Origin of the sequence: Variovorax sp. PBL-H6 (assembly GCF_901827155.1) — a bacterium.
Classification (GTDB): Bacteria; Pseudomonadota; Gammaproteobacteria; order Burkholderiales; family Burkholderiaceae_C; genus Variovorax.
Window position 1 is genome coordinate 215,158 of sequence record NZ_LR594659.1, and the last position, 24,263, is coordinate 239,420.

Below are 24,263 nucleotides of genomic sequence, written 5' to 3' on the forward strand. Positions count from 1 at the left end.
CGCCCTCAGGCGCGACGGAAGACCAACACCGAATTCGTGCCGCCGAAGGCGAAAGAGTTGCTGATTGCCGCTTCGAGGTTCGGCGCCGCCACGCCGGGCTGCGGCACCAGGTTCAGCCGGCACTCCGGGTCGATGGCCGTGCAGTGCGCGCTGGGCGGCAGTTGCCGCCGGTAGAGGGCCAGCACGGTGATCACCGCTTCGAGCGCGCCCCCGGCGCCGAGCAGGTGGCCGTGCAGGGCCTTGGTCGAGCTCACCTGCAGATCGTCGAGTGCGGCATCGCCCCAGACCTCCGCCAGCGCGTTGCGCTCGACCACGTCGCCGATGCGGGTGGCGGTGCCATGCGCGTTGCAGTAGCCGATGTCGCGCGGCGCGAGCCCGGCCGATCGCAGCGCGGCGCGCATGGCCCGGGCCTGTCCCGGCGTGTCGGGCTTGGTGAGATGGGTGGCGTCCGAACCAATGCCCCAGCCGGCCAGCTGCGCATAGGTGCGTGCGCCGCGGGCGCGGGCGCGCTCGGCGGATTCGAGCACCACGAAGGCGGCGCCTTCGCCGAGCGCGAAGCCGCTGCGGTCGCTGGAGAAGGGGCGTACGGCGCGCGCCTCCTCGCCGGGCGCGAAGGTGGCGAGCGTCTGCATGGCTTGCCAGGCGAGCACCACGCCGGGCACGATCAGCGCCTCCGTGCCGCCGGCGATGGCGACGTCGACCTCGCCGCTCGCCACCGCCTTGGCCGCCTCGGCCAGCGCCACGCTGGATGAGGCGCAAGCAACCGAGTAGGTAAGCACCGGCCCCTGCGCCTGCTGGCGCATCGCCACCTGCGCGGCCGGCGCGTTGGGCATGAACGCGGGAATGGTGAGCGGCGGCATGCGCGTGCTGGCGCCGCGATAGGCGGTCTCGACCGCGGCGGCGCCGCCCATGCCGCAGCCCACATAGACGCCGATGCGTTCGGGGTCGGCATCGCCGAGCGTGCCCGCGTCTCGCACCGCCAGGTCGGCAGCGGCCACGGCCATCTGGCTCACGCGGTCGACGCCGGCCAGCTGCAGCTTGGTGAACCAGCGCGACACGTCGAAGGGGGCGAGCGCGGCGGCGGTGGGCTTGGGCAGCTCGGGAAGGACGGGCCGCAGCGCCGACTCGCCGCGCATCAGGGCATCGAACATCGCGCCGGGGTCGTCGCCGTGCGGGCTCACGACGCCCAGTCCGGTGACCGCGACCTCCACGGCGCTCACTTGGCCTGGGCCGATGCCGGCTGCGCGGCCAGGGTCTTGTCGACCATGGCTGCCAGCTCGGCCAGCGTGTCGACGTTCACGTCCTGGTCGGGCATGGAGATCTTGAAATGGTCTTCGACCGCGAACACGAATTCGACCAGCGTGAGCGAATCGAAACCCTTGTCGCGCATGGATGCGTTGGGGTCGAGCGCTGCCGGGTCGAGGCCGTACTTTTCCTGGATCAGGTTCTGTAATTCTTTCAGCGAACTCATGGGGGCGATGTCCGTCTTCATGCGGGGCCGTGGGTCATCTGTGGGGGATGATATCCGCTCCCCCGAAGGCTGCAGGGGCGCTGGCGCGGGGCGCCGGGCGCCAGCGCATCGAGGGCCACGCGAAGGCCATGCCCAGCAGCGCACCGGCCAGCGCATCCAGCGCCACGTGCTGTTTGACCGCGAGGGTCGAATAGGCGATGGCCGCGAACCAGAGCCCATTGGCCAGGCGCAGCGCGACCGGCGAGCGCGTGCGGCGCAGCACGTCGTCTACCCGGATCGCGGTGAAGATGGCGACCGCCACGTGCATCGAGGGGCAGGCGTTGCCCGGCGCGTCCACGCCCTGCATCAGCGCGAAGCCGGGGAAGTCCGAGCTGCCGGCCATGAGCAGCGGCACCTGTGTCGGCCACAAGTGGAACAGGCTCAGCCCGGCGATGCACAGCGCGCCCACCCAGAGCCCGTAGACCACCAGTTCGCTGAAGTTGCGCTGCAGGCCGGGCGCCAGGCCCACGTAGAACCACAGCGAGAAATAGGCGACCAGCATCTCGGGCTGGAAGGGGATCAGCCGGTCGAGCGCGGTCAGCGGCATCACGGTCATCGGGTGGACCGGATGGCGAAGCAGCTGGAAGTAGCCGATGAAGAAGAGCCAGGTAAAGACCGTGACGCCGATGAACTTCAGGGCCAGCAGGTGGCGCATGCGGAAAACGAGCTCGGCGCGCCAGTGCGGGGGATGAAAAGGGGGCATGTGAACGCCGAGCATGCCCGTTTTCGCGCCGGCGTGAAACCCAGGCCCCAAGGTTGCCGCTTGCCTGATCGCCGTGGCGTGTGCTTTCCCGCTTGAAGCCACTGGCACCGGGGCGTTAGGCTGCACCCGTGAAACCCATCTCCTCACCCTGTGTTCCCCAGATCCGCCTCTACCAGGACTGGCTGCGCGATCAGCGCGGCCTCGCCTTCGAGTCCTACGACGCGCTGTGGCGCTGGTCTGTCACCGACCTCGATGCGTTCTGGCGCAGCGTCTGGGATTGGAGCGGCGTTCGCTCGCCCGCGCCGCCGACGGTCACGCTGGCGGACGCGCGAATGCCGGGCGCGCGCTGGTTCCCGGGCACGCAGGTCAACTACACGCACGAGGTGCTGCGCCATGTCGATGCGGCGCACGCGGCCGGCCTGCCGGCGATCGTCAGCGAGAACGAGCGGGGTGAGGTGCGCGAGATGTCCTGGCCCGAGCTGCGCCGGCAAATCGCGTCCTGCGCGCTCACGCTGCGCGCGCTGGGCGTGCGGCGCGGCGACCGCGTCGCGGCCTACCTGCCGAACGTGCCGGAGACGATCGTCGCCTTCCTCGCCTGCTCGAGCCTGGGCGCGGTCTGGAGCGTGTGTGCGCCGGACATGGGGACGGCCGCAGTCGTCGACCGCTTCCGCCAGATCGAGCCGAAACTGCTCATCGCGGCCGACGGCGTGCACTACGGCGGCAAGGCGCTGGACCGCAGTGCCGTGGTGCAGGAATTGCGCGCCGCACTGCCCAGCGTCGAGAAGCTGCTGCTGCTGCGCACACCCTTCGCGGCGCGGCAGATCCCCGCGGATGCCGAATGGACCGACGCCGTCTCGCGCGACGACGCCGAAACCGCGGCCTTCGAACCCGAATGGCTGCCCTTCGACCATCCGATCTGGATCGTCTACTCCAGCGGCACGACCGGCTTGCCCAAGCCCATCGTGCACGGGCAGGGCGGCATCCTGCTCACGATGTACGCCTGCGGCCTGCACCACGACCTGGGCGCGAGCTACAGCGCCAACAACTTCGGCGAGCGCTACCACTGGTACAGCTCGACGGGCTGGGTGATGTGGAACTCGCAGCTGTCGGGACTGGCCTTCGGCGTGACCTGCTGTATCTACGACGGCAATCCCTCCGGCAGCAAGGAGAAGCCCGACTGGGGCGTGCTGTGGCGCTTCGCGGCGCGGCACAAGGTCACTTTTCTCGGCGCCGGCGCGGCCTATTTCGCGAACTGCATGAAGGCCGGCGTCGAGGCGAAGGCTTGCGGCGATCTTTCGCGCGTGCGTGCGTTGGGCAGCACCGGCTCGCCGCTCTCCGAGGAGGTGCAGCGCTGGGGCACGGCGCAGTTGCTCGCGGCCGGCTCGCCCGAGGTGTGGTGGTACAACATTTCGGGCGGCACCGACTTCTGCGGTGCCTTCGTCGGCGGCAACCGAGAGCTGCCCGAAGTGCCGGGACAGATGCAATGCCGCTTCCTCGGCGCGGCGGTCGAGGCCTGGAACGAGCAGGGAGAGCCGGTGATCGGCGAGGTCGGCGAGCTGGTGTGCACGAAGCCGATCCCGGCGATGCCGCTGTGCTTCTGGGGCGACGAGGGCAACGCCCGCTACCTGTCGAGCTACTTCGACACCTATCCGGGCGTGTGGCGCCACGGCGACTGGCTCAAGATCGGCGAGGACGGCGGCTGCATCATCTACGGCCGCAGCGACGCCACCATCAACCGCCAGGGCCTGCGCATGGGCACGAGCGAGGTCTACAGCGCGGTCGAGGGCCTGCCTGAAGTGCTCGACTCCATGGTGGTCGACCTGGAGTTCCTGGGCCGCGAAAGCTATATGCCGCTCTTCGTGGTGCTGCGGCCCGGCGTTGCGCTCGACGCAGCGATGCGCGCGAAGATCAACGACGCGATCAAGATCCGGCTGTCGCCCCGATTCGTGCCCAACGACATCTTTCAGGTCGCGGAGATCCCGCGCACGCTCTCGGGCAAGAAGCAGGAATTGCCGATCAAGAAGCTGCTGCTGGGCCAGCCGATCGACAAGGTGGTGAACCGCGAGGCCATGGCCAACCCGGGCAGTCTGGACTGGTACGTGGATTTCGCCGCCCAGCGGGCGCGGGACCCGGCCGTGGGGTCATCGCCGCAGCGCAGCAAATAACAGCGGTGCGTGCTAAGGTCGCGGCCCTAGGGTTAACCCTAGCGACGACCCCTCGGCGCATGTCCGCATTCCCACCTTCAGTCACCCCCTCCGCGCCTGCCCCCGGCTTTGCGCGCGCGATGCTTGCGCTCGGCGTCGGCGGCTTTGCCATCGGCACCGGCGAGTTCGTCATCATGGGCCTGCTGCCCGAAGTCGCCAGCGACATCGGGACCACCATTCCGCAGGCCGGCCATGTGATCAGCGCCTACGCGCTGGGCGTGGTCATCGGCGCGCCGGTGCTCGCAGTGCTGGCCGCGGCCTGGCCCCGCCGTGCGCTGCTGATCGCGCTCATGGCGGTGTTCGCGGCCGGCAACTTCGCGAGTGCCCTGGCGCCCGGCTATCTGTCCCTCAACCTGCTGCGCTTCGCCAGCGGCCTGCCGCACGGCACCTACTTCGGCGTGGCGGCCCTGGTGGCCGCGGCGCTGGCCCCGCCGGACCGCCGCGCGCGTGCCGTCGGGCTGGTGATGCTCGGGCTCACCGGCGCCACGCTGGTCGGGGTGCCGATCGCGGCCTGGCTGGGCCAGCAGTTCGGCTGGCGCGCGGCCTTTGTTTTCGTCGGACTGATTGCACTGCTCGCCATGGCGATGCTGCGCCGCGACCTGCCGGGCCTCGCCGCGCCCTCGGGCGCGAGCCCGCTGCGCGAACTGGGCGCGCTCAAGCGCAAGCAGGTCTGGCTCACGCTGGGCATCGGCGCGATCGGCTTCGGCGGCATGTTCGCCGTCTTCAGCTACATCAAGCCCACGCTCACCGAAGTGGCGGGGCTGCCGCTGCCCGGCGTGCCGCTGGTACTGGCGCTCTTCGGGCTGGGCATGGTCGGCGGCAACCTGGTCGGCTCGCGGCTGGCGGACAAGGCGTTGATGCCGACCATCGGCGGCGTGCTGGTCTGGGCGGCGCTGGTGCTGACCACCTTCACCTTCGCGGCCCAACACGTCGCGACAGCGGCAGTCAACGTGTTCCTGATCGGCACCATCGTCGCCATCGGCCCGGCGCTGCAGATCCGCCTGATGGACGTGGCGGGCGACGCGCAGACACTGGCTGCGGCGCTCAACCATTCGGCCTTCAACATGGCGAATGCGCTCGGGGCCTGGCTGGGCGGCGCCGCCATCACGGCCGGCCTGGGCTGGACCTCGACCGGCTGGGTCGGCGCGCTGCTGGCGCTCGCGGGTCTCGGTGTGTTCGGCTGGTCGCTGGCCAGCGAGCGCGGACGGCTGCGTGCCGTGGCGGCAAGCCCCGGCCGCTGGGCGCGGCCGCGCGATCCGGACGCGGGCTAGAGCCAGTTGCCGCGGTCCGGCATCTGGATCGTCGTGGCCGGATCGCCGCTGCCGACCAGCGCGCCGAAGACGATGCTCAGCAGCGAAACGAAGAGGCTGGCGAACAGGGCGGTCCAGAAGCCGGAGACCTTGAATCCCTTGACCAGCGCCGCCACCAGCAGCAGCACGAGCGCGTTGATCACCAGCAGGAAGAGGCCGAAGGTCAGCAGGGTCAGCGGCAGCGTGAGCAGGATCAGGATCGGCTTGACGATCGCATTGGCAAAGCCGAGCAGCAGCGCAGAGACCACCAGCGCCGAGGTGCTCTCGAATCGGATGCCGCTGAAGATGTGGCTGGCCACCCAGAGCGAGAGGGCAATGATGGCCCAGTGGAGGAGAAAAGGGGCGAGGGTGCTCAGCATCGGATCGATCTCAGCCCTCGTTTTCGCGGGTATCGCTGCCGTTGCCGGCGCGCGGCGCGGCGCCAGGAATGAAACGCCGCACCCACGCGCCCAGCCCCGGACGCCGCGCGTCCTCGGCCGCTGCAGGACGCCCATAGTAGGTCTCGCGCTCGTGCTGAAGGACCGAGACCAGTGCCTCGAGGTTCGCCGGGTTGTACTCCCACAGCCCACTGACGATGAAGTGGCCCATGTGCTCGGCGTTGGGCTTGGGCGCGATCACGATGTGGCTCGCGCCCAGGCTCTGCAGGAATGACGAGCGGGCGCCGGCGAGCCGCATGCCGTCGCCGTAGCCCTCGACCTGGCGGCTCAGCGACAGGCTGATGGCCTGTACCGAGGTGAAGTTCTCGGCAATGAAGTAAACCATCTCGACCAGCGCAAGCTTGCTGATCTCGAGCTTCTGCTGCGTGACGGTGGGGCTCGGCGAGAAATGCTCGATGTGGACCTCGGTGCCTTCGCGGTTGACGGGCACGGGGTCCAGGGTCGCGACGTGAAGCGGACCGTCGTACAGGTACATCGGCTCGCCCAGCACATAGGAGCTTGAATGGGGCCCAGTGATTCGCAGTTTCGCTCTGGTCATGATTCCCTTGAGTGCCCCACTGTAGTTCGGCGCGTTGCTTTGCAGGCGCTCTGTTTCATCGATTTCGTCGATTTTTGCGGGCAATTGCGGATGATGAAGGGCCAGTTGAGCGGCGTCTTCCGCCATAAGGACTATGGCGCCAGCTGCGGCGCGGACGTGGCTGACGGAGGCACCGCGCAGTGTGACCTACATTGCGCTGACGAAAGGCGCACGAAAGCATTACCATGAATTTGGAAACCGCAAAAATGTGATTACTTAACGTAACACTTTGTACCGTTTGCCCCACTGCTTTTTGGACGAGCGTCACATACAACTTGCGTCACGGCTGCGCAAGTGGAGTAATGCGCAATCTGCCGTCGGAATCTCCTTCCCGCCGTGGGCCAGGACGAAGCCGGAGCCGCCAACTGCCATCACTTCAAGGACCCCGTCATGCAACTCTCGGAGATCAAGGAATACCAGGATCAACTCGTCCAGCAGCTGGAGGACTCCGGCCTGACGGTCAGTTTTGGTGACGATCTGTCGGTGCTCCTGAAGACCTACGAGGCCGCGACCGGCACCGGGTATGTGCAGTTGCCCTTCGTGCTGGACGATCCGAAAGACGCCAACCCCTACAACTTCTGGGTCTGCTTCGACGACGGTACCGCGCCGGTGGCGCTGAGCGGCTTCCGGACCATGCAGAACGACCACACGGCCCGCCGCGTCGGCGAGGCCTACAACGAGGGGGCCCTCTACCGCTGCAAGCAGCAGGAAGGCTGGCTGCCGGACACCGGCCCGAAGCTCAACGCCCATGCGCTCTTCGGCTACATCGGCGCCGGCTGGGTGCACCCGCGCTATCGCGGCCACAACCTCGCCGGCTTCATCGCCCGGATCACCCAGGCCGAGGCCCTGCTGCGCACCCGCGGCACGCTGGCCATGTCCACGGCCATGACCGCCGAGGCGCTCTACCTCTCCGGCATGAACCTGCGCGCCAGCGGCCTGCATCACCTGCATGTCGAACTGGTGCTGGATGGCTATCTCGGCATCGCCGAGCACGACATGCGGCTGTATCTGTCGCACAGCACGGGCACCGAGCTGATGAGCTTCTACGAACGCGAACTCGCCATGCTGCGCAACGACGAGACCATTCCCTGGCTTCATGGCCACGACAAGATCCACGCGGCGGCGGTGCTGGCCGGCGCGGAGAGCGCCCTCCAGGACGCCACCGCACCGACGAGCGGCCTGGCTGCGCTCGCCTGAGAACACAGGGCTCGCTCGGAGTCCGTCCGCGGCGCCGGGACAGACGGCGTCAGCCGGCCACGTGCCGGCGGTGGCCCACTTCGAAGTCGTTGCGCCCGCTGCGGTCCACGCCCCGCAGCAGCCACAGAGGCCGCTGCGCGAAGTTCACCGCCACCCCCGTCTTGCCGTCGGCCGGCCGCAGGTCGCGCTCGAACACCGAGGTGGACGGCATGTAGCGCAGCGCAACGCCCGTGCGCCGCTGGTTCGAGGTGTTGGCGCGGGCGCCGTGGATCATGCAGACGTCGTGCAGCGACATCTGGCCGGGTTGCAGTTCCAGGTCGACGGCCTCGCTCTCGTCGAAGCTGCCGGCCGCCATGCGCTGGTTGAGCGTGAGGTCGTCCCGATCCTCGTGCAGGTGCGGATGCAGCACGCCGCCCTCGTGCGAGCGCGGGATCACGCGCAGGCAGCCGTTGGCGCGCGTCGACGGCTCCAGCGCCACCCACACGGTGCAGTTGGCCAGCGGCCGTATCGGCCAGTAGTGGCCGTCCTGGTGCCAAGGCGTCTCGAAGCCCTCGCTGGCCGGCTTGCAGAAGACATGGCAGCCCCAGAGGATCACGTCTTCCCCGATCACCCCCGAGACCAGCTCCACGATCTCCGGGTCCATCGCCAGGTCGAGGAACTGCCGGCTGCCCCGCACGCCCTCGCCGTTGTCGCCCTCGATATGGGCCGACACCAGCTTCTCGGGTCGCACGCCGGGGTTGCGCCGGATCAGCTCGCCCAATGCGTCCTGCATCTGCGCCACCCGGCGCGGCGGCAGGCGGAACTCGGGGATGAGCCAGCCTTCGCGCTGGTAGTGGGCGATCTCGCCGAAGGAAAGTCGGGCCATCTCCGTTGTCTCCGGTTGTCGTGGGCCGCGCGCGCCGCCGAGTTCGGCGCTGCGCCTCGGGGAGCGCACTAGGCTTCCTTGCCCGCCTTGAGCGGATAGCCCGCCTCTCGCCATGCCTTCATGCCGCCATCGAGCGCCACCGCATGTTGGAAGCCCATGTTGCGCAGTGTGGCTGCCGCGAGTGTCGAGATGTACCCCAGCTCGCAGCAGCTGAGGATGCGGCGCGTGGGGTCGGGCAGGTCCTGGTTGACGCGCAACTCCAGCTGGCCGCGCGGCAGCAGCCGCGCGCCCGGCACATGGCCGGTCTCGTAGGCCTCGCGCTCCCGAACGTCCAGCACGATGAGGTCGTCCTCGCCGGCCTCCACGCGCGCCTTCAGCTCGGCCAGCGACATGAAGGGCACCGTCGCGGCGGCCTCGGCCAGCAGCCGCGCCACCGTCTTGCCGCCGCTCATGTTGGTCCGCAGCGCCTCGGTGACGTGAGTGGGCATCGTGAGGTTCAGGCTCCTCATCATCTCGACGAACTCGGCGCGCTCGCGCTTCTGCAACCGCGGGTTGCTGGCCAGCTCCTCGCCGATGGTCGAGTGCGTCCGTCCCTTGTAGTCGTGCGCCGGGCAGACCTTCAGCGCCGGGTCGAGCCGCAGCACGCGGTTGAAGAGGCTGTCGTAGAGCGCCTCGGGGTCGCCGCTGGGCAGGTCGGTGCGGCCGGTGGCGCCGATCAGCAGGGTGTCGCCGGTGAAGAGCCGGTCCTCCACCTGCAGGCACATCGAGTCCGCCGTGTGGCCCGGTGTGTGCAGCACCGAGAGCCTGAGCTTGCCGAGCACCAGCATCTCGCCGTCGGCCAGCCGCAGTTCGACAAAGGGTGCCGGGCTGGCGCGGTGCATCACCACGGGCACGTCGAGTTGCCGCGCGAGCTCGCGCGTGGCCGAGAAATGGTCGGCGTGCGTGTGGGTATCGATCAGGTAGCGGATGCGCACGCCGTGGCGCGCGGCCAGCCCCAGGTAGTGGTCGATCTGGCTCAGCTCCGGGTCGATCAGCGCGGCGGCGCAGCTCTGCTCGCAACCGACCAGGTAGGACTGGCAGCCGCCGGTCGCGACCTGCTCGAAGACCATGTCGCCGCCGAGGCTCAGCTGGGCTGCTTGACGACGCGCAGGTAAGGCTTGGGCGCGTTCCAGCCTTCGGGGAACAGCTTCTTGGCGTCGTCGTCGGAGACCGAGCCGGCGATGATCACGTCGTCGCCCTGCTTCCAGTTCGCCGGGGTCGCGACCTTGTGCTTGGCGGTCAGCTGGATGGAGTCGAGCACGCGCAGGATCTCGTCGAAGTTGCGGCCGGTGGTCATCGGATAGGTGAGCATCAGCTTGATCTTCTTGTCGGGGCCGACAATGAAGACGGAACGCACCGTCGCGTTGGTGGCCGCGGTGCGGCCATCGGAGCTGCCCGGCTCTTCGGCCGGCAGCATGTTGTAGAGCTTGGCCACCTGGAGGTCGGTGTCGCCGATCATCGGGTAGTTGGGGCGGGCACCCTGCGTTTCCTCGATGTCATCGGACCAGCGGTCATGGGCGTCGACCGGGTCGATGCTCAGCCCGATCAGCTTGGCATTGCGCTTGGTGAACTCGGGCTCGATCTTTGCCATGTAGCCCAGCTCGGTGGTGCACACCGGCGTGAAGTCCTTCGGGTGCGAGAACAGCACCGCCCATTGATCGCCGATCCATTGGTGGAAGTCGATCTCCCCCTTCGTCGTCTTGGCCTTGAAGTTGGGGGCTTCGTCGTTGATGCGCAGTGACATGGTCGCTCCTCGTAAAGAAATGATGGACGACAAACGTGGCTGACGCCGTCGTGCGGCAAGACCGAGAGCATAAGAGACTGTCGGGCCGGACGCCAGCATCCGGAGCGCGAGCGGCACGGCGCATCGCCGGGGCCGCGATGCACATCCGTTCAGCGGCGTTCGGCCGGCGGTCCTTCGCCCGAGGTTTGCGCGACCAGCCACTTGCGGAAGGCCGCGAGCGCGGGCCGCTCGTCCGCGCTCGCCGGCGTGACCAGGAAGTAGCCCCGCTCCGCGCGCAGGGGCCGGTCGCAGGCTACCGCCAGCTCGCCCCGCGCGAGCTCCGGCCCGATCAGCATGCGCGGCATCAGCGCCACGCCGAGGCCGTGCGCGGCGGCCACCGCGATCATGGAGAACAGCTCGTAGCGCGGCCCGCTGCGCGCACGCGGCGCATCGACCCCCTGGGCATCGAACCATTGGTGCCAGCCATCGGGCCGCGTGCTCTGCTGCAGCAGCGGCATGCGCGCGACCGCCGCGGGCGACAGTTGCGCCTTCGCACCGAGCAGGGCGGGGCTGCAGACCGGCACCACGTCCTCGTTCAGGAGCAGCACCGAGCGGGTGCCGGCCCAGTTGGCAGCCTGGGCGGGCGTGCCGGTGTAGATGGCGGCGTCGAAGGGCGTGTCGTTGAAGAGAAAGGGGCGGGTGCGGGTCTCGATGTGGACCGTGATGTCGGGCTGTGCCCGTGCGAAGTCCGGCAGGCGCGGGATCAGCCAGCGGGTCGCGAAGGTGGGCACCGCCGCCAGCTGCAGCGAGCCGCCCACGCCCTGGCGCGCCATTGCGTCGAGCGTGTCGCGCTCCATGCTGTCGAGCTGGCGCGCGATCTGGCGTGCATAGTCGGCGCCCGCTGGCGTCAGCGCCACGCCGTGGCGGGTGCGGCGGAACAGCGCCATGCCGAGGAAATCCTCCAGCGCCGTGATCTGGCGCGAGACCGCGCTCTGCGTCAGCGCGAGCTCCTGCGCGGCGCGGGTGTAGCTCTCGTGGCGGGCCGCGGCCTCGAAGCAGATCAGGGCCTGGGTGGAAGGCAGTCTTCGGCGCATGGTATGCGGGCGTTACATGGATGATCGAGCCCTCCGCACAATGGAACGAGGGCCGGACATTGTGCGATGAAGTGAGCCAAGCGCATAACTGGGTTCCGAATCTTCGTTTGCGCTCCAAGGGCCCGCGGCTTAGCATCGCATTCAGCTTCCCCCGCCACCTACACCGGAGACCGCACATGGCCCACGCCGCTTTTCATTGGGACGACCCGCTCCTGCTCGACCAGCAACTCACCAGCGAAGAGCGCCAGGTGCGCGATGCCGCGAATGCCTACTGCCAGGGCCAGCTCGCGCCCCGCGTGCTCGAGGGCTTCCGCACCGGCGAGACCGATCCCAAGATCTTCCGCGAGATGGGCGAGCTCGGCCTCCTCGGCCCGACCATCCCGGAGCAGTACGGCGGGCCGGCGCTCAACTACGTCTGCTACGGCCTGATCGCGCGTGAAGTCGAGCGCGTCGACTCCGGCTACCGCTCGATGGCCAGCGTGCAGAGCTCGCTGGTGATGGTGCCCATCAACGAATTCGGCACCGAGGCGCAAAAGCAGAAGTACCTGCCCAAGCTGGCCACCGGTGAATGGATCGGGTGCTTCGGCCTGACCGAGCCCGACCACGGCTCCGACCCCGGCAGCATGGTGACCCGCGCCAAGAAGGTCCCGGGCGGCTATGCGCTCACCGGCGCCAAGATGTGGATCAGCAACAGCCCGATCGCCGATGTGTTCGTGGTCTGGGCCAAGGAAGTCAGCGAGGGCGGCGCAGTCGGCCCGATCCGCGGCTTCGTGCTCGAGAAGGGCATGAAGGGCCTGTCGGCCCCTGAGATCCACGGCAAGGTCGGCCTGCGCGCCAGCATCACGGGCGAGATCGTGATGGACAACGTGTTCTGCCCCGAAGAGAACGCCTTCCCCGAGGTGCGCGGCCTGAAGGGCCCCTTTACCTGCCTCAACAGTGCCCGCTACGGCATCTCCTGGGGCGCGCTCGGCGCCGCGGAAGACTGCTGGCACCGCGCCCGCCAGTACACGCTGGACCGCAAGCAGTTCGGCCGCCCGCTGGCCGCCAACCAGCTGGTCCAGAAGAAGCTCGCCGACATGCAGACCGAGATCACGCTGGGCCTGCAGGGCTGCCTGCGCCTGGGCCGCATGAAGGACGAGGGCACCGCTTCGGTCGAGGTCACTTCCCTGCTCAAGCGCAACTCCTGCGGCAAGGCGCTGGACATCGCCCGCCTGGCGCGCGACATGATGGGCGGCAACGGCATCAGCGACGAGTTCGGCGTGGCGCGCCACCTGGTGAATCTCGAGGTGGTCAACACCTATGAAGGCACGCACGACATCCACGCCCTGATCCTCGGGCGTGCGCAGACGGGCATCGCGGCGTTCTCCAATTGAAAGCCGGACGTCCCGAAGTCAAATGACCCCAGCAGCACTCGACGGCATCAAGGTTCTTGATCTTTCGCGCGTCCTCGCGGGGCCGTGGTGCACGCAGATCCTCGCGGACCTGGGTGCGGACGTGGTCAAGATCGAGCGGCCAGGCGTCGGCGACGACACGCGCACCTGGGGCCCGCCCTTCCTGAAGGACGAACACGGCCACGACACCGACCAGGCCACCTACTTCACCTCGTGCAACCGCAACAAGCGCTCGGTCACGATCGACATGGCGACGCGCGAAGGCCAGGAGCTGCTGAAGAAGATGGCGGCGCAGGCCGACATCGTGGTCGAGAACTTCAAGACCGGCGGTCTCCGGCAATATGGGCTCGACTACGAGAGCCTGCGCGCCAGCAACCCGCGCCTGGTCTACTGCAGCGTCACCGGCTTTGGCCACGACGGGCCGCATGCCTCGCGCGCCGGCTACGACCTGATGATCCAGGCCACCAGCGGCATGATGAGCATCACCGGCCGCCCCGACGGCGAGCCCGGCGGCGGTCCGCTGCGCGTGGGCGTGGCGCTCACCGACCTCTTCACCGGCGTCTACGCCGCCACGGCCATCCTGGCCGCGATCGAAGTGCGCCACCGCACCGGCGAAGGCCAGCACATCGACATGGCGCTGCTCGATGTCGGCATGGCCATCCTCGCCAACCAGGCCAGCGCCTTTCTCAATACCGGCGTCGCGCCCCAGCGCCAGGGCAACAGCCACCCGAGCCTCGCGCCCTACCAGGACTTCCACACGAAGGACGGCGCCATGCTGCTGGCCATCGGCAACAACGGTCAGTTCACCCGCTTCTGCGAGGCCGCCGGCCAGGCCGCGTGGGCGAGCGATCCGCGCTTTGCCACCAACACCCTGCGCGTGCGGCACCGTGAGGTGCTGATCCCGATGATGGAGGCCGTCACCCGTACCCGGACCACCGCCGAGTGGATCGCGCTGCTCGAGGACAAGGCCGTGCCCTGCGGCCCGATCAACAACATAGCCCAGGCCTTCGAGGACGAGCAGGTCAAGGCGCGCGGCCTCGCGGTGAGGCTGCCGCGCGACGCGGGCGACGGCATCGCGCAGATCGCCGGCGTCGCCAGTCCGCTGCGCCTGCAAGGCACGCCGCCGGTCCTGCGCCGCGCGCCGCCGGCGCTGGGCCAGCACACCGATGAAGTGCTGGCCGAGCTGGGGCTTGGCGAGTCGCAGCGCGCGGCGCTGCGCGATGCGGGGGTGATCTGAGCCTCTGCGGTGAATGGCGGGCCTATTCGCCGCGCATTTCGCGGTGAATCTGCGCGTGCTGCTGAAGTCCCGCGCCTGGCAGCGCTGGGCGGAGCTGCCGCTCAACGAGCGGCAGATCAAGCTCCTCAACCGCCTGCTCGATGGCTTCGAAGGCAAACTCACGAGCAGCAAATGGGCGGCGATTGCCAAATGCTCTGCCGACACCGCCTTGCGAGACATCGGCGACCTGGTCGCGCGCGGCGTGTTGAAGAAGTCGGAGTCCGGCGGGCGCAGCACCCGCTACGAATTGGTCATTCTGTCCTGAGGCGCCACATCACCAGGCCCGCCCGACGATGGCCAGCGCGAACACCACCACGCCCAGCGCAAGGTTGAGCTCCACGAGCATGCGGATCGTGTTCAGCTGGGCCGCTGCGACCGGCCATTCGCGGCCGGCCACCGCGCGCAGCAGGCGCGGGTAGGGTGCGAAGCGGATGTGAAGGAACACCGCCATCATGACCAGCCCGAGCGCCAGCATGGCATGCACGCCCCAGTGAACGCGCGCGAAGCCCCCGGCGAGCCAGACCATGCCCAGGCCGCTGGCCAGCAACAGCACGATGGCAACGGACACGCCGGCGAAGAAGCGAGACAGCGTCTGCGCCATCAACGGCAGTCGCAAAGGCGGCTCCAGAACGGCCACGGCCGAGGGACGCACGGCGAAGTGCATCACCGCCATGCCACCCACCCAGAAGGTGGCAGACAGCAAGTGCAGCAGGAGCAGGATGGCATGGGTCATGGCCGCGGAGCTTAGACCACAACGAGTGCATCGCGCAGCTTGGCGACCAGGCGGTGCGCCTCGGCCTGCGACGCAATGTTGGTGAAGCCCATGAGCAATCCTTCGAGTGCTTGCTTGCCCGCATAGCGCTCCGACAATGCGCGGCAGTGCAGCCCGGCCGCCTGCGCGCGTCGGCTCATCGCGGTGTCGCTGCCCAGGCCCTCGAAGCGTGCAATGAGGTGCATGCCACCGCCGCGCAGCTCGACGTGCACCGCCTCGCCGAAGGCCCGCTGCAGCTCGGTCGCGAGCATCGTCCGGCGGCGCGCATAGAGCAGCCGCATTTTCTTGATGTGGCGCGCGAAGTGGCCTTCCTGGAGGAAATCGGAGACGATCGCCTGCGCCAGCTGCGGGCAGCCGTTGGATGCGACACCGGCGGCCTGCGTGCAGCGCCCGACCAAGGGCTCCGGCACGACGAGGTAGGCCAGCGCGAGCCCGGGATGGAGTACCTTCGAGAAGGTGCCGGCGTACAGCACCCGGTCCTGTCCATCGAGGCTCTTCAGCGCCGGCAGTGGATGACCGGCATAGCGGTACTCGCCGTCGTAGTCGTCCTCGACGATCCATGCCTTCGCATGCTGGGCCCACGCGAGCAGCTCGAGGCGGCGCGCCATGCTCATCGAGTAACCCAGCGGTGACTGGTGCGAGGGCGTGACGACCGCCAGCTTCGCACCGGGCGCGCGGCGCCGAGCGTCGGCGACCTGCAGGCCCTGTGCGTCGACCGGGACCGAGACCACGCGCAGGCCTTCGCCCCGCAGCACCTCGCGTGTGGGCGGATAGCCCGGCTCTTCCACCCAGGCCTGGTCGTTCGGCGCGAGCAGCGCGCGCGAGACCAGTGCCAGGCTCGCGCGATGCCCGGCGGTCACGAACACCTGGGCCGGGCTGCACGCCACGCCGCGCGACACCCGCAGGTACGCCGCAATGGCCTCGCGCAGTGGCGCATAGCCGGCCGGGTCGCCATAGTTCATGTCGGCGATGGTGGTCGCCCGGATCCTTCGGGCCGCCAGCCGCGCCCAGAGCTTGCGCGGAAAGGCGTCGAGTGCCGGAATGCCGAGCTGGAAGGGCGGTGGCGCGCCGATCGGCGCCAGTGTTGGAGGGCTTCGCGGGATGCCGCGATCGGCGCGCGCCGGAGCTCGCGGCGGCAACCGAGGCGAAACCACCGTGCCGGCCTGCCCGCGCGCGAGCAGATAGCCTTCGCCGGCCAGCTGCCCGTAAGCCAGTTCCACCGTGGCGCGGGCCACGCCGAGCTCGCTCGCCAGGGTGCGCGCCGAGGCAACCCGCGCGCCGGGCCGCAGCAGCCCTTGCTCGATGGCGTCGCGCAGCCGCTGAACGATCTGCCGGTACAGCGGCTCCGATCGGCTGCGATCGGGCTTCAGCAGATCTGCGCGAAAAGCGCCTTCGGTGCTCATCATGGCCTGGTCGTTCTTGCGATTCATGGATCTTTTGGGCAGCGCATCGTAGCCCTAAGCTGAAGCGTTGAGATCGCAATAAAGGACTCGCAGGACCCATGACGCAGACGAAGATATTCCTGGCCGGCGCCACGGGCGCGATCGGCTCGGTGCTGGCGCCGCTGCTGGTGGACGCCGGCTATGCGGTGTACGGCAGCACCCGCCGCGCGGAACGGGCCGGCGTGCTCGAAGCGCAGGGCGTGGTGCCCGTGGTGGTCGACGTTCTTGACGCGGCGGCGCTCGCCCCGGCCCTGAAGCGCATTGCACCGCATGCCGTCATCCACCAGCTCACCGACCTGCCGCGCGATCTGGATCCCGCGCGAATGGCAGAGGCGGTGGTGCGCAACGCCCGCCTTCGGAGCGAAGGCACACGCAACCTGGTCGCCGCGGCGCTCGCGGCCGGCTGCCAGCGCCTGATCGCGCAGAGCATCGCCTGGGCCTATGCGCCGGGCCCGAAACCCTGGCGCGAGGAGCAGCCGCTGGACCTCACCGCCGAGGACCCGCGCGGCATCACCGTGCGCGGCGTGGCGGCGCTGGAAGCGCTCACGCTCGACACGCCCGGCCTGGCAGGGACCGTGCTGCGCTACGGGCAGCTCTACGGTCCGGGCACATCCACGGCGACCCCGCGCGGAACCATGCCGGTCCATGTGGAAGCGGCCGCATGGGCGGCGCTGATGGCCGTTCAACGCGACGCCCGCGGCATCTACAACATTGCCGAGGAGAGCCCCGAGCTCAGCACCGACAAGGCGCGGCGCGAGCTCGGCTGGCATGCGGCGCTGCGCTGGCCGGCGGAGATCCTGCAATGAGTCGCACGGCCGTTCCGAAGGCGATTGACACCGCAGCGAAGGCGAAGGCAATCCAATGAGCACCCTGTTTCTTGCTTCCCGCCGCAATGCGGCAATCGCAGCCGTCGGGCTGGCCGCCGGATGGATGCTGCTCGCGCCCGCCGGGCCGCGTTCGGCCGGGCGGTGGTTCGACGATCTGTGCACCAGCCTGGGCCGGCCGATGTTCGCTTCGGCCCCAGCCGCCGATGGCGCCGCGGCGCGCCCTGCGACCGTGGTGAAGCCGCTGTCCTGCGAGCCTTTGCCCAACGTGCCCGGCAAGTCCCAGACCACCGTGCTGGTGGAGTTTCCGCCGCTGGCCTATTCGCCGGCGCACCGGCATCCGGGCTCCGTCACCGCAGTGGTGATCGAGGGCACGGTCCGCTCCCAGCTGCAAGGCACGCCGGCCGCCGACTACCGGGCCGGCCAGAGCTTCTTCGAACCGCCTGGCACGCTGCACGTGTTTGCCGAGAACCCGGACCCGGCGCGCACCGCGAAGCTGCTCGCCTTCTTCGTCACCGACGAGAACTGCGGACCGCTGACCGTCTACGAGTGAGCGCCGCTCCCGGTGCGCGCACCAGTGGCGGTAGGTGCTCTGCGGCGGGTCGCCGAACAGCTTCATGGCCATCAATCGACCTTGATGCCGGCGGCCTTCACCACCTGCTGCGCCTTGGCGGTTTCCTCGGCGAGGAATTTGTCGAACTGGGCCGAAGGCATGGTGAAGGGCTCGGCGCCCAGCTTGTCCAGGCGCTCCCTGAGCTCGGGCGCCGTCATGATCTTCGCGACCTCCGCCTGCAGCCGGTCGATGGCTGGCCTGGGCGTCTTCGCGGGCGCGAACAGCCCGACCCAGAACAGGTACTCCGAGCCCGGCACGCCGGCCTCGACCGTGGTCGGCAGCTGCGGCATCACCGCCGAGCGCTTGCCCGTGCCCACCGCCAGCGCCTTGAGCTTGCCGTCCTTGACCAGCGGCAGGGCCGAGACCATCGGCGCGAAGAACCAGTCGATGCGCCCGCCCATCACTTCCGTCATCGCCTCGGGCGTGCCGCGAAAGGGCACGTGCTGCGCCTGCAGGCCCGCGGCAAGGCGGAACACCTCGGCATTCATGTGCGTGGCGGAGCCGTTGCCCGCCGAGCCATAGTTGAAGCTGCCGGGCTTGGACTTGACCTGCGCGACCAGGTCCTTCACGTCCGCAAAGCGGCCGGGCGCGACCACCAGCATGTTCGGCAGGCTGGCCATCGGCGTGATGCCCGCGAAGTCCTTCAGCGTGTCGTAGCTGAGGTTGGGATAGATCGACGGGTTGACCAGGTGGCCCGCCGAGTGGACGAGCAGCGTGTAGCCGTCGGCCGGCGCCTTGGCCACCTGCGCCGCGCCCAGCGTGCCGCCGGCGCCGGGCTTGTTGTCGATGATCACGCTGGTGCCCAGCGCGGGGCCGAGGCGCTCGGCGACCAGCCGCGCCACGATGTCGGTGCCGCTGCCGGCGGTGAAGGGCACGACGAGCTTGATCGTCTGCCCCTTGGGCCACTCGCCCTGCGCGTGCGCGCCAGTGAGGGCGAAGGCAGCGAGCGCCCCGGCGAGGAGCCGGCGGCGGCCGGGAAGAAGGGGTGTCGTCATGGGTGTCTCCGTTTTGAATCGTTGATGGGGGAAGCCGGACAGATCAGCCGCTCGCAGGCGGCGCGTTCGCCATCACCAGGGCGACCAGCACGGGCCGCGCACTGCAGTCGCAGGCAGCGCATGTCGACGTGCTTCGGCGCTTCGTAGGCGGGCGCCTGGTCGAGTCGGGTGACGTGCATGGCCGCTCGCTCAGGGCCGCAGCACGACGCGGTCGGTGCTGCCGGAGAGCACCAGGCGATAGGCCTCTGCCGCTTCATCGAGCGCGAAGGCGCGCGCGATGGGGAAAGGCTTCAGCGTGCCGCGCTCGAAGCCCTCGCGCATGGCATCGAGCTGCGCCGTGGCGGCCACGCAGTCCAGCGCCAGCGAGTCGATGCCCACGTAAGTGTGCATGCCCCGGTAGAAAGCGAAGATGTCGAAGGGCACCGCGCGATCGTGCGTAGCGATGAAGATCTGCGTCGCGCCCTTGGCCATCGCCTTGTTGCCGGCCTCGAAGTAGGCGCTGCCCACGGTGTTGTAGACGATGTCGGCGCCGCGTCCGTTCGTGAGCTCGCGCACCCGCATGGCCACATCGCCCGCGCCGGCGTCGACCACGTCGACCGGGCCACAGGCGAAGCCTTCGAAAGCCCCGGCGCGCCGCTGCACCGCGATCACCCGCGCGCCCCCTTGCGCGGCCAGCTGCACTGCCGCCTGGCCTACCTTGCCGTTGGCGCCCAGCACCAGCACCGTCTGCCCTGGCTGCGGCATGCCGCTGCGGCGGAAGCCCTCGTAGGCGGTGACGAAGGGCACGCCCACGGCGCCGGCCTCGTCCATCGAGATGCTGCGTGGCCGCGCATGCAGCGCGGCCACTGGCAGCGAAAGGAAACGGGCATGCGAGCCGTCGCGGGTGATGCCGATGTCGCCACCCGAGCCGTAGACCTCGCGGCCCACCCACTCGGTCGGGCCCGCGACCACCACGCCCGCGAAGTCGCGGCCGGGCGTGCGCGGCCACAGGGCCTGGGGCATCAGGCCGAGGCTGGCCTTGACGTCGCTGGGATTGACCGCCGCCGCACCAACGCGCACGACGGCAACGCCGGGCCTGGCGGCAGGCTCGGGTTGCTCCGCGATGTCGAGCTTCAACGCGTCGAGCGTCGCGGCCTTCTCGTGCACGCGCACGACGCGGGCAGGGGTCGCCGTGTTCAGGACGGCGCTCATCGGCCGGTTCCTCCCGCGAGGCCGAGCATGGTGCGGGCCTCCCGCGGATTCGCGATCTCGCCTCCCAGGCTCTCGATGATGTCGCGCGCCTTGGCCACGAGCTGCGCGTTGCTCTCTGCCAGCACGCCCTTCTCCAGATAGATGTTGTCCTCCATGCCGACGCGCACGTGGCCGCCCAGCAGCCAGGCCTGCGCCACGATCGGGAACTCCATGCGGCCGATGCCGAAGGCGCTCCAGAAGGCGCCACGCGGCAGCATGTCGCGCGCGTACATCACCGTCTGCGGCGTGGGCATGAAGCCGTACTTCACGCCCAGCACCAGCGTCCACATCGACGGGCCCTCGAGCGTCCCGTCGGCGATCAGGTCCAGTGCCATGTGGATGTCGCCCGAGTCGAAGATCTCGAGCTCGGGCTTCACGCCCGCCTCGCGGATCACATTCGCCATGCGGCGCACGTTCTTCGGCGTGTTGATGACCACGTCGGGGCCGGAGTTCATGGTGTTGAGGTCGAGCGAGCAGACGTCGGGCTTGATCAGCGCGATGTGCTCCACACGCTTCTCCGGCGGCAGCAGGCTGGTGCCGGGGGCGTAGACCTTGGGGTCGTCCTCGCTCGGGATGAAGCGACCGCCAGGCCCGGTCGTGAGGTTGATGATCAGCTCGCGGTTCTGCTTGCGGATGCGATCGACCACGTCGCGGTAGAGCTCGACCTGCATCGAAGGCCTGCCGTTTTCCGGATCGCGCACATGGATGTGCACCTGGCCCGCGCCGGCCTCGGCCGCGGCCAGGCACTCGTCGGCGATCTGAGCGGGGGTGATCGGGAGGTGCGGCGTCTGCTCGGGCTTCACCAGGTTGCCGGTGACGGCGCAAGTGATCAGGGTCTTGTTCATGTTCACAGGTGCCTGCCTCCATCCACCACGATGCGCGTGCCGGTCACGAAGCGCAGCGTGGTCGCCAGCGCCTCGACGGTGGCTGCCACGTCCTCGGGCTTGCCGATGCGGCCCAGCGGCGTGGTCGTTGCCATCCTTGCCTTGAAGTCCTCGCCGCGGCCTGCCACGAAGCCCGATTCGACCGCGCCGGGCGAGACCGACACCACGCGCACCGCGGGCGCGAGCGCCTTGGCCAGCGCGTCGCCCACCACGTCCAGGCCGGCCTTCGCCGCGACATAGGCCAGGTTGCTGCCGACGCCGGTGAACCCTGCGATCGAGGAGATGTTGACCACCAGCCCGTCGCCGCTGGCCTTGAGCAGCGGCACGAAGGCACGGATGGTGGCGAAGACGCCGCGGAAGTTCGCGCGCAGCAGGTCGTCGATGAGCTCGTCCGTCAGGCCGTCGAGGTCGGCCGCGGGCACGGGCTGCGTGTGGCCGGCGCTGTTGACCAGGATGTCGCAGCGGCCGAGGCGTTCCCGCACGTCGCCTGCGGCCTTCTGCAAGCTGGGCGTGTCGACGATGTCGGCGCGCAGCGCGGCATGGCGCTGGCCGGCTGCCGCAGGCAGCGCGGCGGTGCGCTGGGCCGCGTCGTCGGCGCCGCGGTGCAGCAGCACGCAGGTGGCGCCGAGCGCCGCGAGGCGCTGCGCCGTTGCGTACCCGATGGCGCCGAGGCCGCCGGTGATGACGGCCACCTTGCCGTCGAGTCGGGGTGTGGGATCGAAGCTCATGCGATGGAGATGGGATGGGGAAAGAAATCAGGGAATCGGCGGGCGCGGAAACTTCATCTCGCCGGGCTCGAGCACGAAGTCGTGCGCAAGCGTCGCGGCCTGGCCGTCCCGCTGTGCCTCGAAGCGGCCGATCAGCCGGCGCGTGACACCGAACACCGGGTCGCTCTCGAGGTTCTCGTCGTCGTCGGCGAAGACCTGGGTGATCAGCACCTTGTGGCCGGGCTTGCTCACCATGAAGTGCAGATGCGCGGGCCGGTTGGGATGCCGCTGCTGGGCGCGCAGCAGCGCGCCGCACGGCCCGTCGGTGGGCACCGGATAGCCGGCTGGCCGGACGGTGCGGAAGTGGAAGCGGCCGTCGGCATCGGTCTCGAAGCGGCCGCGCAGGTTCATGTCGTCCTGCTGCGGGTCCTGGTTCTCGTAGAGACCGACCGGCGAGGCTTGCCAGGCATCCACGATGGCCCCGGCGATGGGCCGGCCCTGCGTGTCGCGCACCACGCCCGTCACCTCGAGCGGCACGCCGGGCGTTTCGCAACGCGCGATCGACTCGCCGGCCCGGCACAGCGGTGCGTTCGCGCGCCAGAAGGGGCCCAGCAGCGCTGCGGGCGACTCGCCTTGCGGGTCCTGGTTGTTCAGCAGAGCGACCAGCGTGGAGACTCCCAGCAGATCGGAGGCCAGCACCACCTCGTTCTTGTTCTCGCCCGTCGCCTGGCCGATGCCGACGATGAATTCCAGTGCCTGCTCGAACTCTTCCTCGGTCAGTCGCACTTCCTGCACGAAAGCGTGGAGGTGGCGGGTGAGGGCCTCCATCACAGTCCTCAGGCGCTCGTCGGGCGTGCGGGACATGGCGGTGGTCGCCATCCGGAGCACGGAATCGGGGGTGGTCACGATGTTCATAGGTGTCTCTGGTTGGCTGCAAACGTTTGCAAATTATGCGGGTAAAGTAAATCTCGAGCAAAATCGGGGGTTGCGAGAATCCGCAATGAGAGCAGGGCGATGCGTATGCCGCGCGCCATTTCAATCGTTTGCATGAGATGAGCCCCAATTTGTCCTCTCCCGTCACCATCCGCGACGTGGCTCGAGCCGCCGGCGTGCATGTCTCGACCGTCTCGCGCGCCCTCAGCCCGGACAAGCGCGGGATGATCAGCGAGGAGGTGCTGCGCGTGGTCCAAGACGCGGCGCAGCGCCTGGGCTATCGGCCCAACCGTGCCGCATCGGCCTTGCGCACCGGCCGCACCCACACCATCGGCGTGCTGGTGCCCGACATCACCAACCCGGTGTTCCCACCCATCCTCCAGGGCATAGAGGCCAGTGCCGCGGCCCGCGGCTACTTCGTGTTCGTGACCAACGTGATGGACCACGCGCTGGCGCGCCCCGTGGTGGAGCGCATGCTGGCGCAGCAGGTGGATGGGCTGGTGATGGCGATCGCGACCCGCGACGACCCGCTCATCGACTACCTGCAGAAGGCGGGTATGCACACGGTCCTGGTGAACCGCGCCGACGAGAGCGGACGGCTGCCCGCGGTGGTCAGCGATGACCGCCTGGCGATGAAGCTCGCGGTGGACCACCTGGTCGGGGCTGGCCACCGACGCATCGCGCACCTGGCCGGGCCGCAGAACGTGCCCACCGGCGTGGCGCGTCGCCAGGGCGTGGAGCAGGCGCTGCGCGATCGAGGCCTTGCGCTGGCAGCGGTCGTGGAATGCGAAGGGTACAGCCGCGAGGCCGGCCGCCGCGCCATGGAGCAGCTGCTCGCCGGGCCCGAGCGGCCCGAGGCCGTCGTCTGTTGCAACGATCTCGTGGCCCTGGGTGCCTACGACCTGCTGCGTGCCCAGGGCCTGCGCGTGCCGCAGGACATCTCGATCACCGGCCACAACGACATGCCGCTGGTCGACATGGTCGACCCGCCGCTCACCACCATCCGCCTGCCGCACCGTGAACTGGGCTGGCGCGCCGCCGAGATGCTGTTCGACGAGATCGAGGGCAAGGCGCTGTCGGCATCCACCGTGGTATTGCGGCCCGAGCTGGTGGTGCGCGAGTCGACGCGCTTGCGTTCAGCGTAGGCCAGCGGCACCACGTTGGTGCGGGACTTCGTGACGAAGATCACGATGCAAATTGCAAGCTGTGTAAAAAGACGTATGCGCTCTTTGCTAAAGGATTAATACTTTTAGCCATGCAAGAGCATGAAACAAACACCGGCTGGTGGACAGAGAAACCTGGAAGGATCGAACGGCCTTCCTCATACGCGTCGTTGGGCGGCAGTTCCCTCGGCCGCACGCACAAGGAAAGGGTGTGGCTCAAGGCGCTGCTGGTGATTGCGCTGGCGGCGTCCTTCGGCTTCGCAATTCTCCGGCTGGCTGCCATTTGAGCCGCCACTTCGACTCGGCTCGTCGACGTCATGTCCGCCACACCTCTGTCGCCTGAAGCTGTGCGGGATCGTGAAGTCGTCGGCCCG

The 24,263-nt window shown here is 69.1% G+C and carries 25 protein-coding genes and 1 pseudogene; 10 read left to right on the forward strand and 16 right to left on the reverse strand.

Annotated elements, in window-relative coordinates:
• Positions 1–5: 5 nt before the first annotated feature.
• From G3W89_RS01045 to G3W89_RS01055, 3 genes are read right to left on the reverse strand one after another with little or no spacing between them, the layout of a single operon-like run.
• A complete protein-coding gene (locus G3W89_RS01045; protein WP_162572373.1) occupies positions 6–1,220 on the reverse strand; it encodes a beta-ketoacyl-[acyl-carrier-protein] synthase family protein in 1,215 nt (404 codons plus the stop codon).
• Positions 1,217–1,471: an acyl carrier protein gene (locus tag G3W89_RS01050; RefSeq protein ID WP_162572374.1), complete on the reverse strand. Its 255-nt coding sequence runs from the start codon at positions 1,469–1,471 to the stop codon at positions 1,217–1,219. The genes G3W89_RS01045 and G3W89_RS01050 overlap by 4 nt, the downstream gene beginning before the upstream one ends.
• A gap of 34 nt (positions 1,472–1,505) precedes the next feature.
• Positions 1,506–2,213, reverse strand: a complete 708-nt coding sequence (locus G3W89_RS01055) for a phosphatase PAP2 family protein (protein WP_162572375.1) — start codon at positions 2,211–2,213, stop codon at positions 1,506–1,508.
• 128 nt (positions 2,214–2,341) lie between these two features.
• Between G3W89_RS01055 and G3W89_RS01060 the strand changes: the two genes are divergently transcribed.
• Both G3W89_RS01060 and G3W89_RS01065 read left to right on the forward strand, forming a co-directional pair.
• Complete coding sequence (locus tag G3W89_RS01060; protein ID WP_443083142.1) at positions 2,342–4,378, forward strand: acetoacetate--CoA ligase; 2,037 nt, start codon at positions 2,342–2,344, stop codon at positions 4,376–4,378.
• Between the two features lie 59 nt (positions 4,379–4,437).
• Positions 4,438–5,688: an MFS transporter gene (locus tag G3W89_RS01065; RefSeq protein WP_162572376.1), complete on the forward strand. Its 1,251-nt coding sequence runs from the start codon at positions 4,438–4,440 to the stop codon at positions 5,686–5,688.
• Here G3W89_RS01065 and G3W89_RS01070 read toward each other — a convergent pair.
• Together G3W89_RS01070 and G3W89_RS01075 are read right to left on the reverse strand one after the other, a co-directional pair.
• Positions 5,685–6,086 (reverse strand): phage holin family protein, encoded by a 402-nt coding sequence (locus G3W89_RS01070; RefSeq protein ID WP_162572377.1) that lies wholly within the window; start codon positions 6,084–6,086, stop codon positions 5,685–5,687. The two genes, G3W89_RS01065 and G3W89_RS01070, sit on opposite strands and share 4 nt — an antisense overlap.
• Before the next feature lie 10 nt (positions 6,087–6,096).
• Complete coding sequence (locus tag G3W89_RS01075; protein ID WP_162572378.1) at positions 6,097–6,702, reverse strand: hypothetical protein; 606 nt, start codon at positions 6,700–6,702, stop codon at positions 6,097–6,099.
• A gap of 429 nt (positions 6,703–7,131) precedes the next feature.
• Here G3W89_RS01075 and G3W89_RS01080 point away from each other — a divergent pair, with 429 nt between their 5' ends.
• Complete coding sequence (locus G3W89_RS01080; RefSeq protein WP_162572379.1) at positions 7,132–7,938, forward strand: hypothetical protein; 807 nt, start codon at positions 7,132–7,134, stop codon at positions 7,936–7,938.
• Positions 7,939–7,987: 49 nt separating this feature from the next.
• Here the strand turns inward: G3W89_RS01080 and G3W89_RS01085 are convergent, their stop codons facing one another.
• From G3W89_RS01085 to G3W89_RS01100, 4 genes are all read right to left on the reverse strand, one after another.
• Positions 7,988–8,803, reverse strand: coding sequence for a phytanoyl-CoA dioxygenase family protein (locus tag G3W89_RS01085; RefSeq protein ID WP_162572380.1), 816 nt, complete (start codon positions 8,801–8,803; stop codon positions 7,988–7,990).
• 68 nt (positions 8,804–8,871) lie between these two features.
• Entirely contained in the window at positions 8,872–9,912 is a 1,041-nt protein-coding gene (locus tag G3W89_RS01090) for an MBL fold metallo-hydrolase (protein ID WP_162572381.1), read from the reverse strand.
• Between the two features lie 14 nt (positions 9,913–9,926).
• Positions 9,927–10,586 carry a peroxiredoxin gene (locus G3W89_RS01095; protein WP_162572382.1) on the reverse strand — a complete coding sequence of 220 codons (660 nt, stop codon included), beginning with the start codon at positions 10,584–10,586 and terminating at the stop codon, positions 9,927–9,929.
• A 149-nt stretch (positions 10,587–10,735) separates the two neighbouring features.
• Positions 10,736–11,659, reverse strand: a complete 924-nt coding sequence (locus G3W89_RS01100) for a LysR substrate-binding domain-containing protein (protein WP_162572383.1) — start codon at positions 11,657–11,659, stop codon at positions 10,736–10,738.
• 176 nt (positions 11,660–11,835) lie between these two features.
• Between G3W89_RS01100 and G3W89_RS01105 the strand changes: the two genes are divergently transcribed.
• The 3 genes and pseudogenes from G3W89_RS01105 to G3W89_RS01115 all read left to right on the forward strand — a co-directional run.
• Entirely contained in the window at positions 11,836–13,032 is a 1,197-nt protein-coding gene (locus tag G3W89_RS01105) for an acyl-CoA dehydrogenase (RefSeq protein ID WP_162572384.1), read from the forward strand.
• A gap of 22 nt (positions 13,033–13,054) precedes the next feature.
• A complete protein-coding gene (locus tag G3W89_RS01110) occupies positions 13,055–14,287 on the forward strand; it encodes a CaiB/BaiF CoA transferase family protein (protein ID WP_162572385.1) in 1,233 nt (410 codons plus the stop codon).
• Positions 14,288–14,342: 55 nt separating this feature from the next.
• Positions 14,343–14,591 (forward strand): annotated as a pseudogene (locus G3W89_RS01115) (DUF4172 domain-containing protein); the annotation flags it as partial.
• A gap of 9 nt (positions 14,592–14,600) precedes the next feature.
• Here the strand turns inward: G3W89_RS01115 and G3W89_RS01120 are convergent.
• Positions 14,601–15,059 (reverse strand): CopD family protein, encoded by a 459-nt coding sequence (locus G3W89_RS01120; RefSeq protein ID WP_162572386.1) that lies wholly within the window; start codon positions 15,057–15,059, stop codon positions 14,601–14,603.
• Positions 15,060–15,070: 11 nt separating this feature from the next.
• Entirely contained in the window at positions 15,071–16,528 is a 1,458-nt protein-coding gene (pdxR, locus tag G3W89_RS01125; RefSeq protein ID WP_232076251.1) for a MocR-like pyridoxine biosynthesis transcription factor PdxR, read from the reverse strand.
• Positions 16,529–16,599: 71 nt separating this feature from the next.
• On the opposite strand from pdxR, the gene G3W89_RS01130 reads away from it, so the two are divergent.
• Both G3W89_RS01130 and G3W89_RS01135 read left to right on the forward strand, forming a co-directional pair.
• The gene (locus G3W89_RS01130) at positions 16,600–17,346 is read left to right on the forward strand and encodes an NAD-dependent epimerase/dehydratase family protein (protein WP_162572387.1); all 747 of its coding nucleotides are present in this window, start codon (positions 16,600–16,602) and stop codon (positions 17,344–17,346) included.
• Between the two features lie 55 nt (positions 17,347–17,401).
• Positions 17,402–17,917, forward strand: coding sequence for a cupin domain-containing protein (locus G3W89_RS01135; RefSeq protein ID WP_162572388.1), 516 nt, complete (start codon positions 17,402–17,404; stop codon positions 17,915–17,917).
• 71 nt (positions 17,918–17,988) lie between these two features.
• Here the strand turns inward: G3W89_RS01135 and G3W89_RS01140 are convergent, their stop codons facing one another.
• The 5 genes from G3W89_RS01140 to G3W89_RS01165 form a co-directional block, all read right to left on the reverse strand.
• On the reverse strand, positions 17,989–18,972 hold the full coding sequence (locus G3W89_RS01140) for a tripartite tricarboxylate transporter substrate binding protein (RefSeq protein ID WP_162572389.1): 984 nt from the start codon (positions 18,970–18,972) through the stop codon (positions 17,989–17,991).
• Positions 18,973–19,161: 189 nt separating this feature from the next.
• Complete coding sequence (locus tag G3W89_RS01150) at positions 19,162–20,163, reverse strand: quinone oxidoreductase family protein (protein ID WP_174258222.1); 1,002 nt, start codon at positions 20,161–20,163, stop codon at positions 19,162–19,164.
• Complete coding sequence (locus G3W89_RS01155) at positions 20,160–21,047, reverse strand: 3-keto-5-aminohexanoate cleavage protein (protein WP_443083143.1); 888 nt, start codon at positions 21,045–21,047, stop codon at positions 20,160–20,162. The genes G3W89_RS01150 and G3W89_RS01155 overlap by 4 nt, the downstream gene beginning before the upstream one ends.
• Before the next feature lie 2 nt (positions 21,048–21,049).
• Positions 21,050–21,814 carry an SDR family NAD(P)-dependent oxidoreductase gene (locus G3W89_RS01160; protein ID WP_162572391.1) on the reverse strand — a complete coding sequence of 255 codons (765 nt, stop codon included), beginning with the start codon at positions 21,812–21,814 and terminating at the stop codon, positions 21,050–21,052.
• 27 nt (positions 21,815–21,841) lie between these two features.
• On the reverse strand, positions 21,842–22,708 hold the full coding sequence (locus G3W89_RS01165; RefSeq protein ID WP_162572392.1) for a dioxygenase family protein: 867 nt from the start codon (positions 22,706–22,708) through the stop codon (positions 21,842–21,844).
• 137 nt (positions 22,709–22,845) lie between these two features.
• On the opposite strand from G3W89_RS01165, the gene G3W89_RS01170 reads away from it, so the two are divergent.
• The gene (locus G3W89_RS01170; RefSeq protein ID WP_162572393.1) at positions 22,846–23,871 is read left to right on the forward strand and encodes a LacI family DNA-binding transcriptional regulator; all 1,026 of its coding nucleotides are present in this window, start codon (positions 22,846–22,848) and stop codon (positions 23,869–23,871) included.
• Positions 23,872–23,981: 110 nt separating this feature from the next.
• Complete coding sequence (locus G3W89_RS01175) at positions 23,982–24,176, forward strand: hypothetical protein (RefSeq protein WP_162572394.1); 195 nt, start codon at positions 23,982–23,984, stop codon at positions 24,174–24,176.
• Positions 24,177–24,263 lie beyond the last annotated feature (87 nt).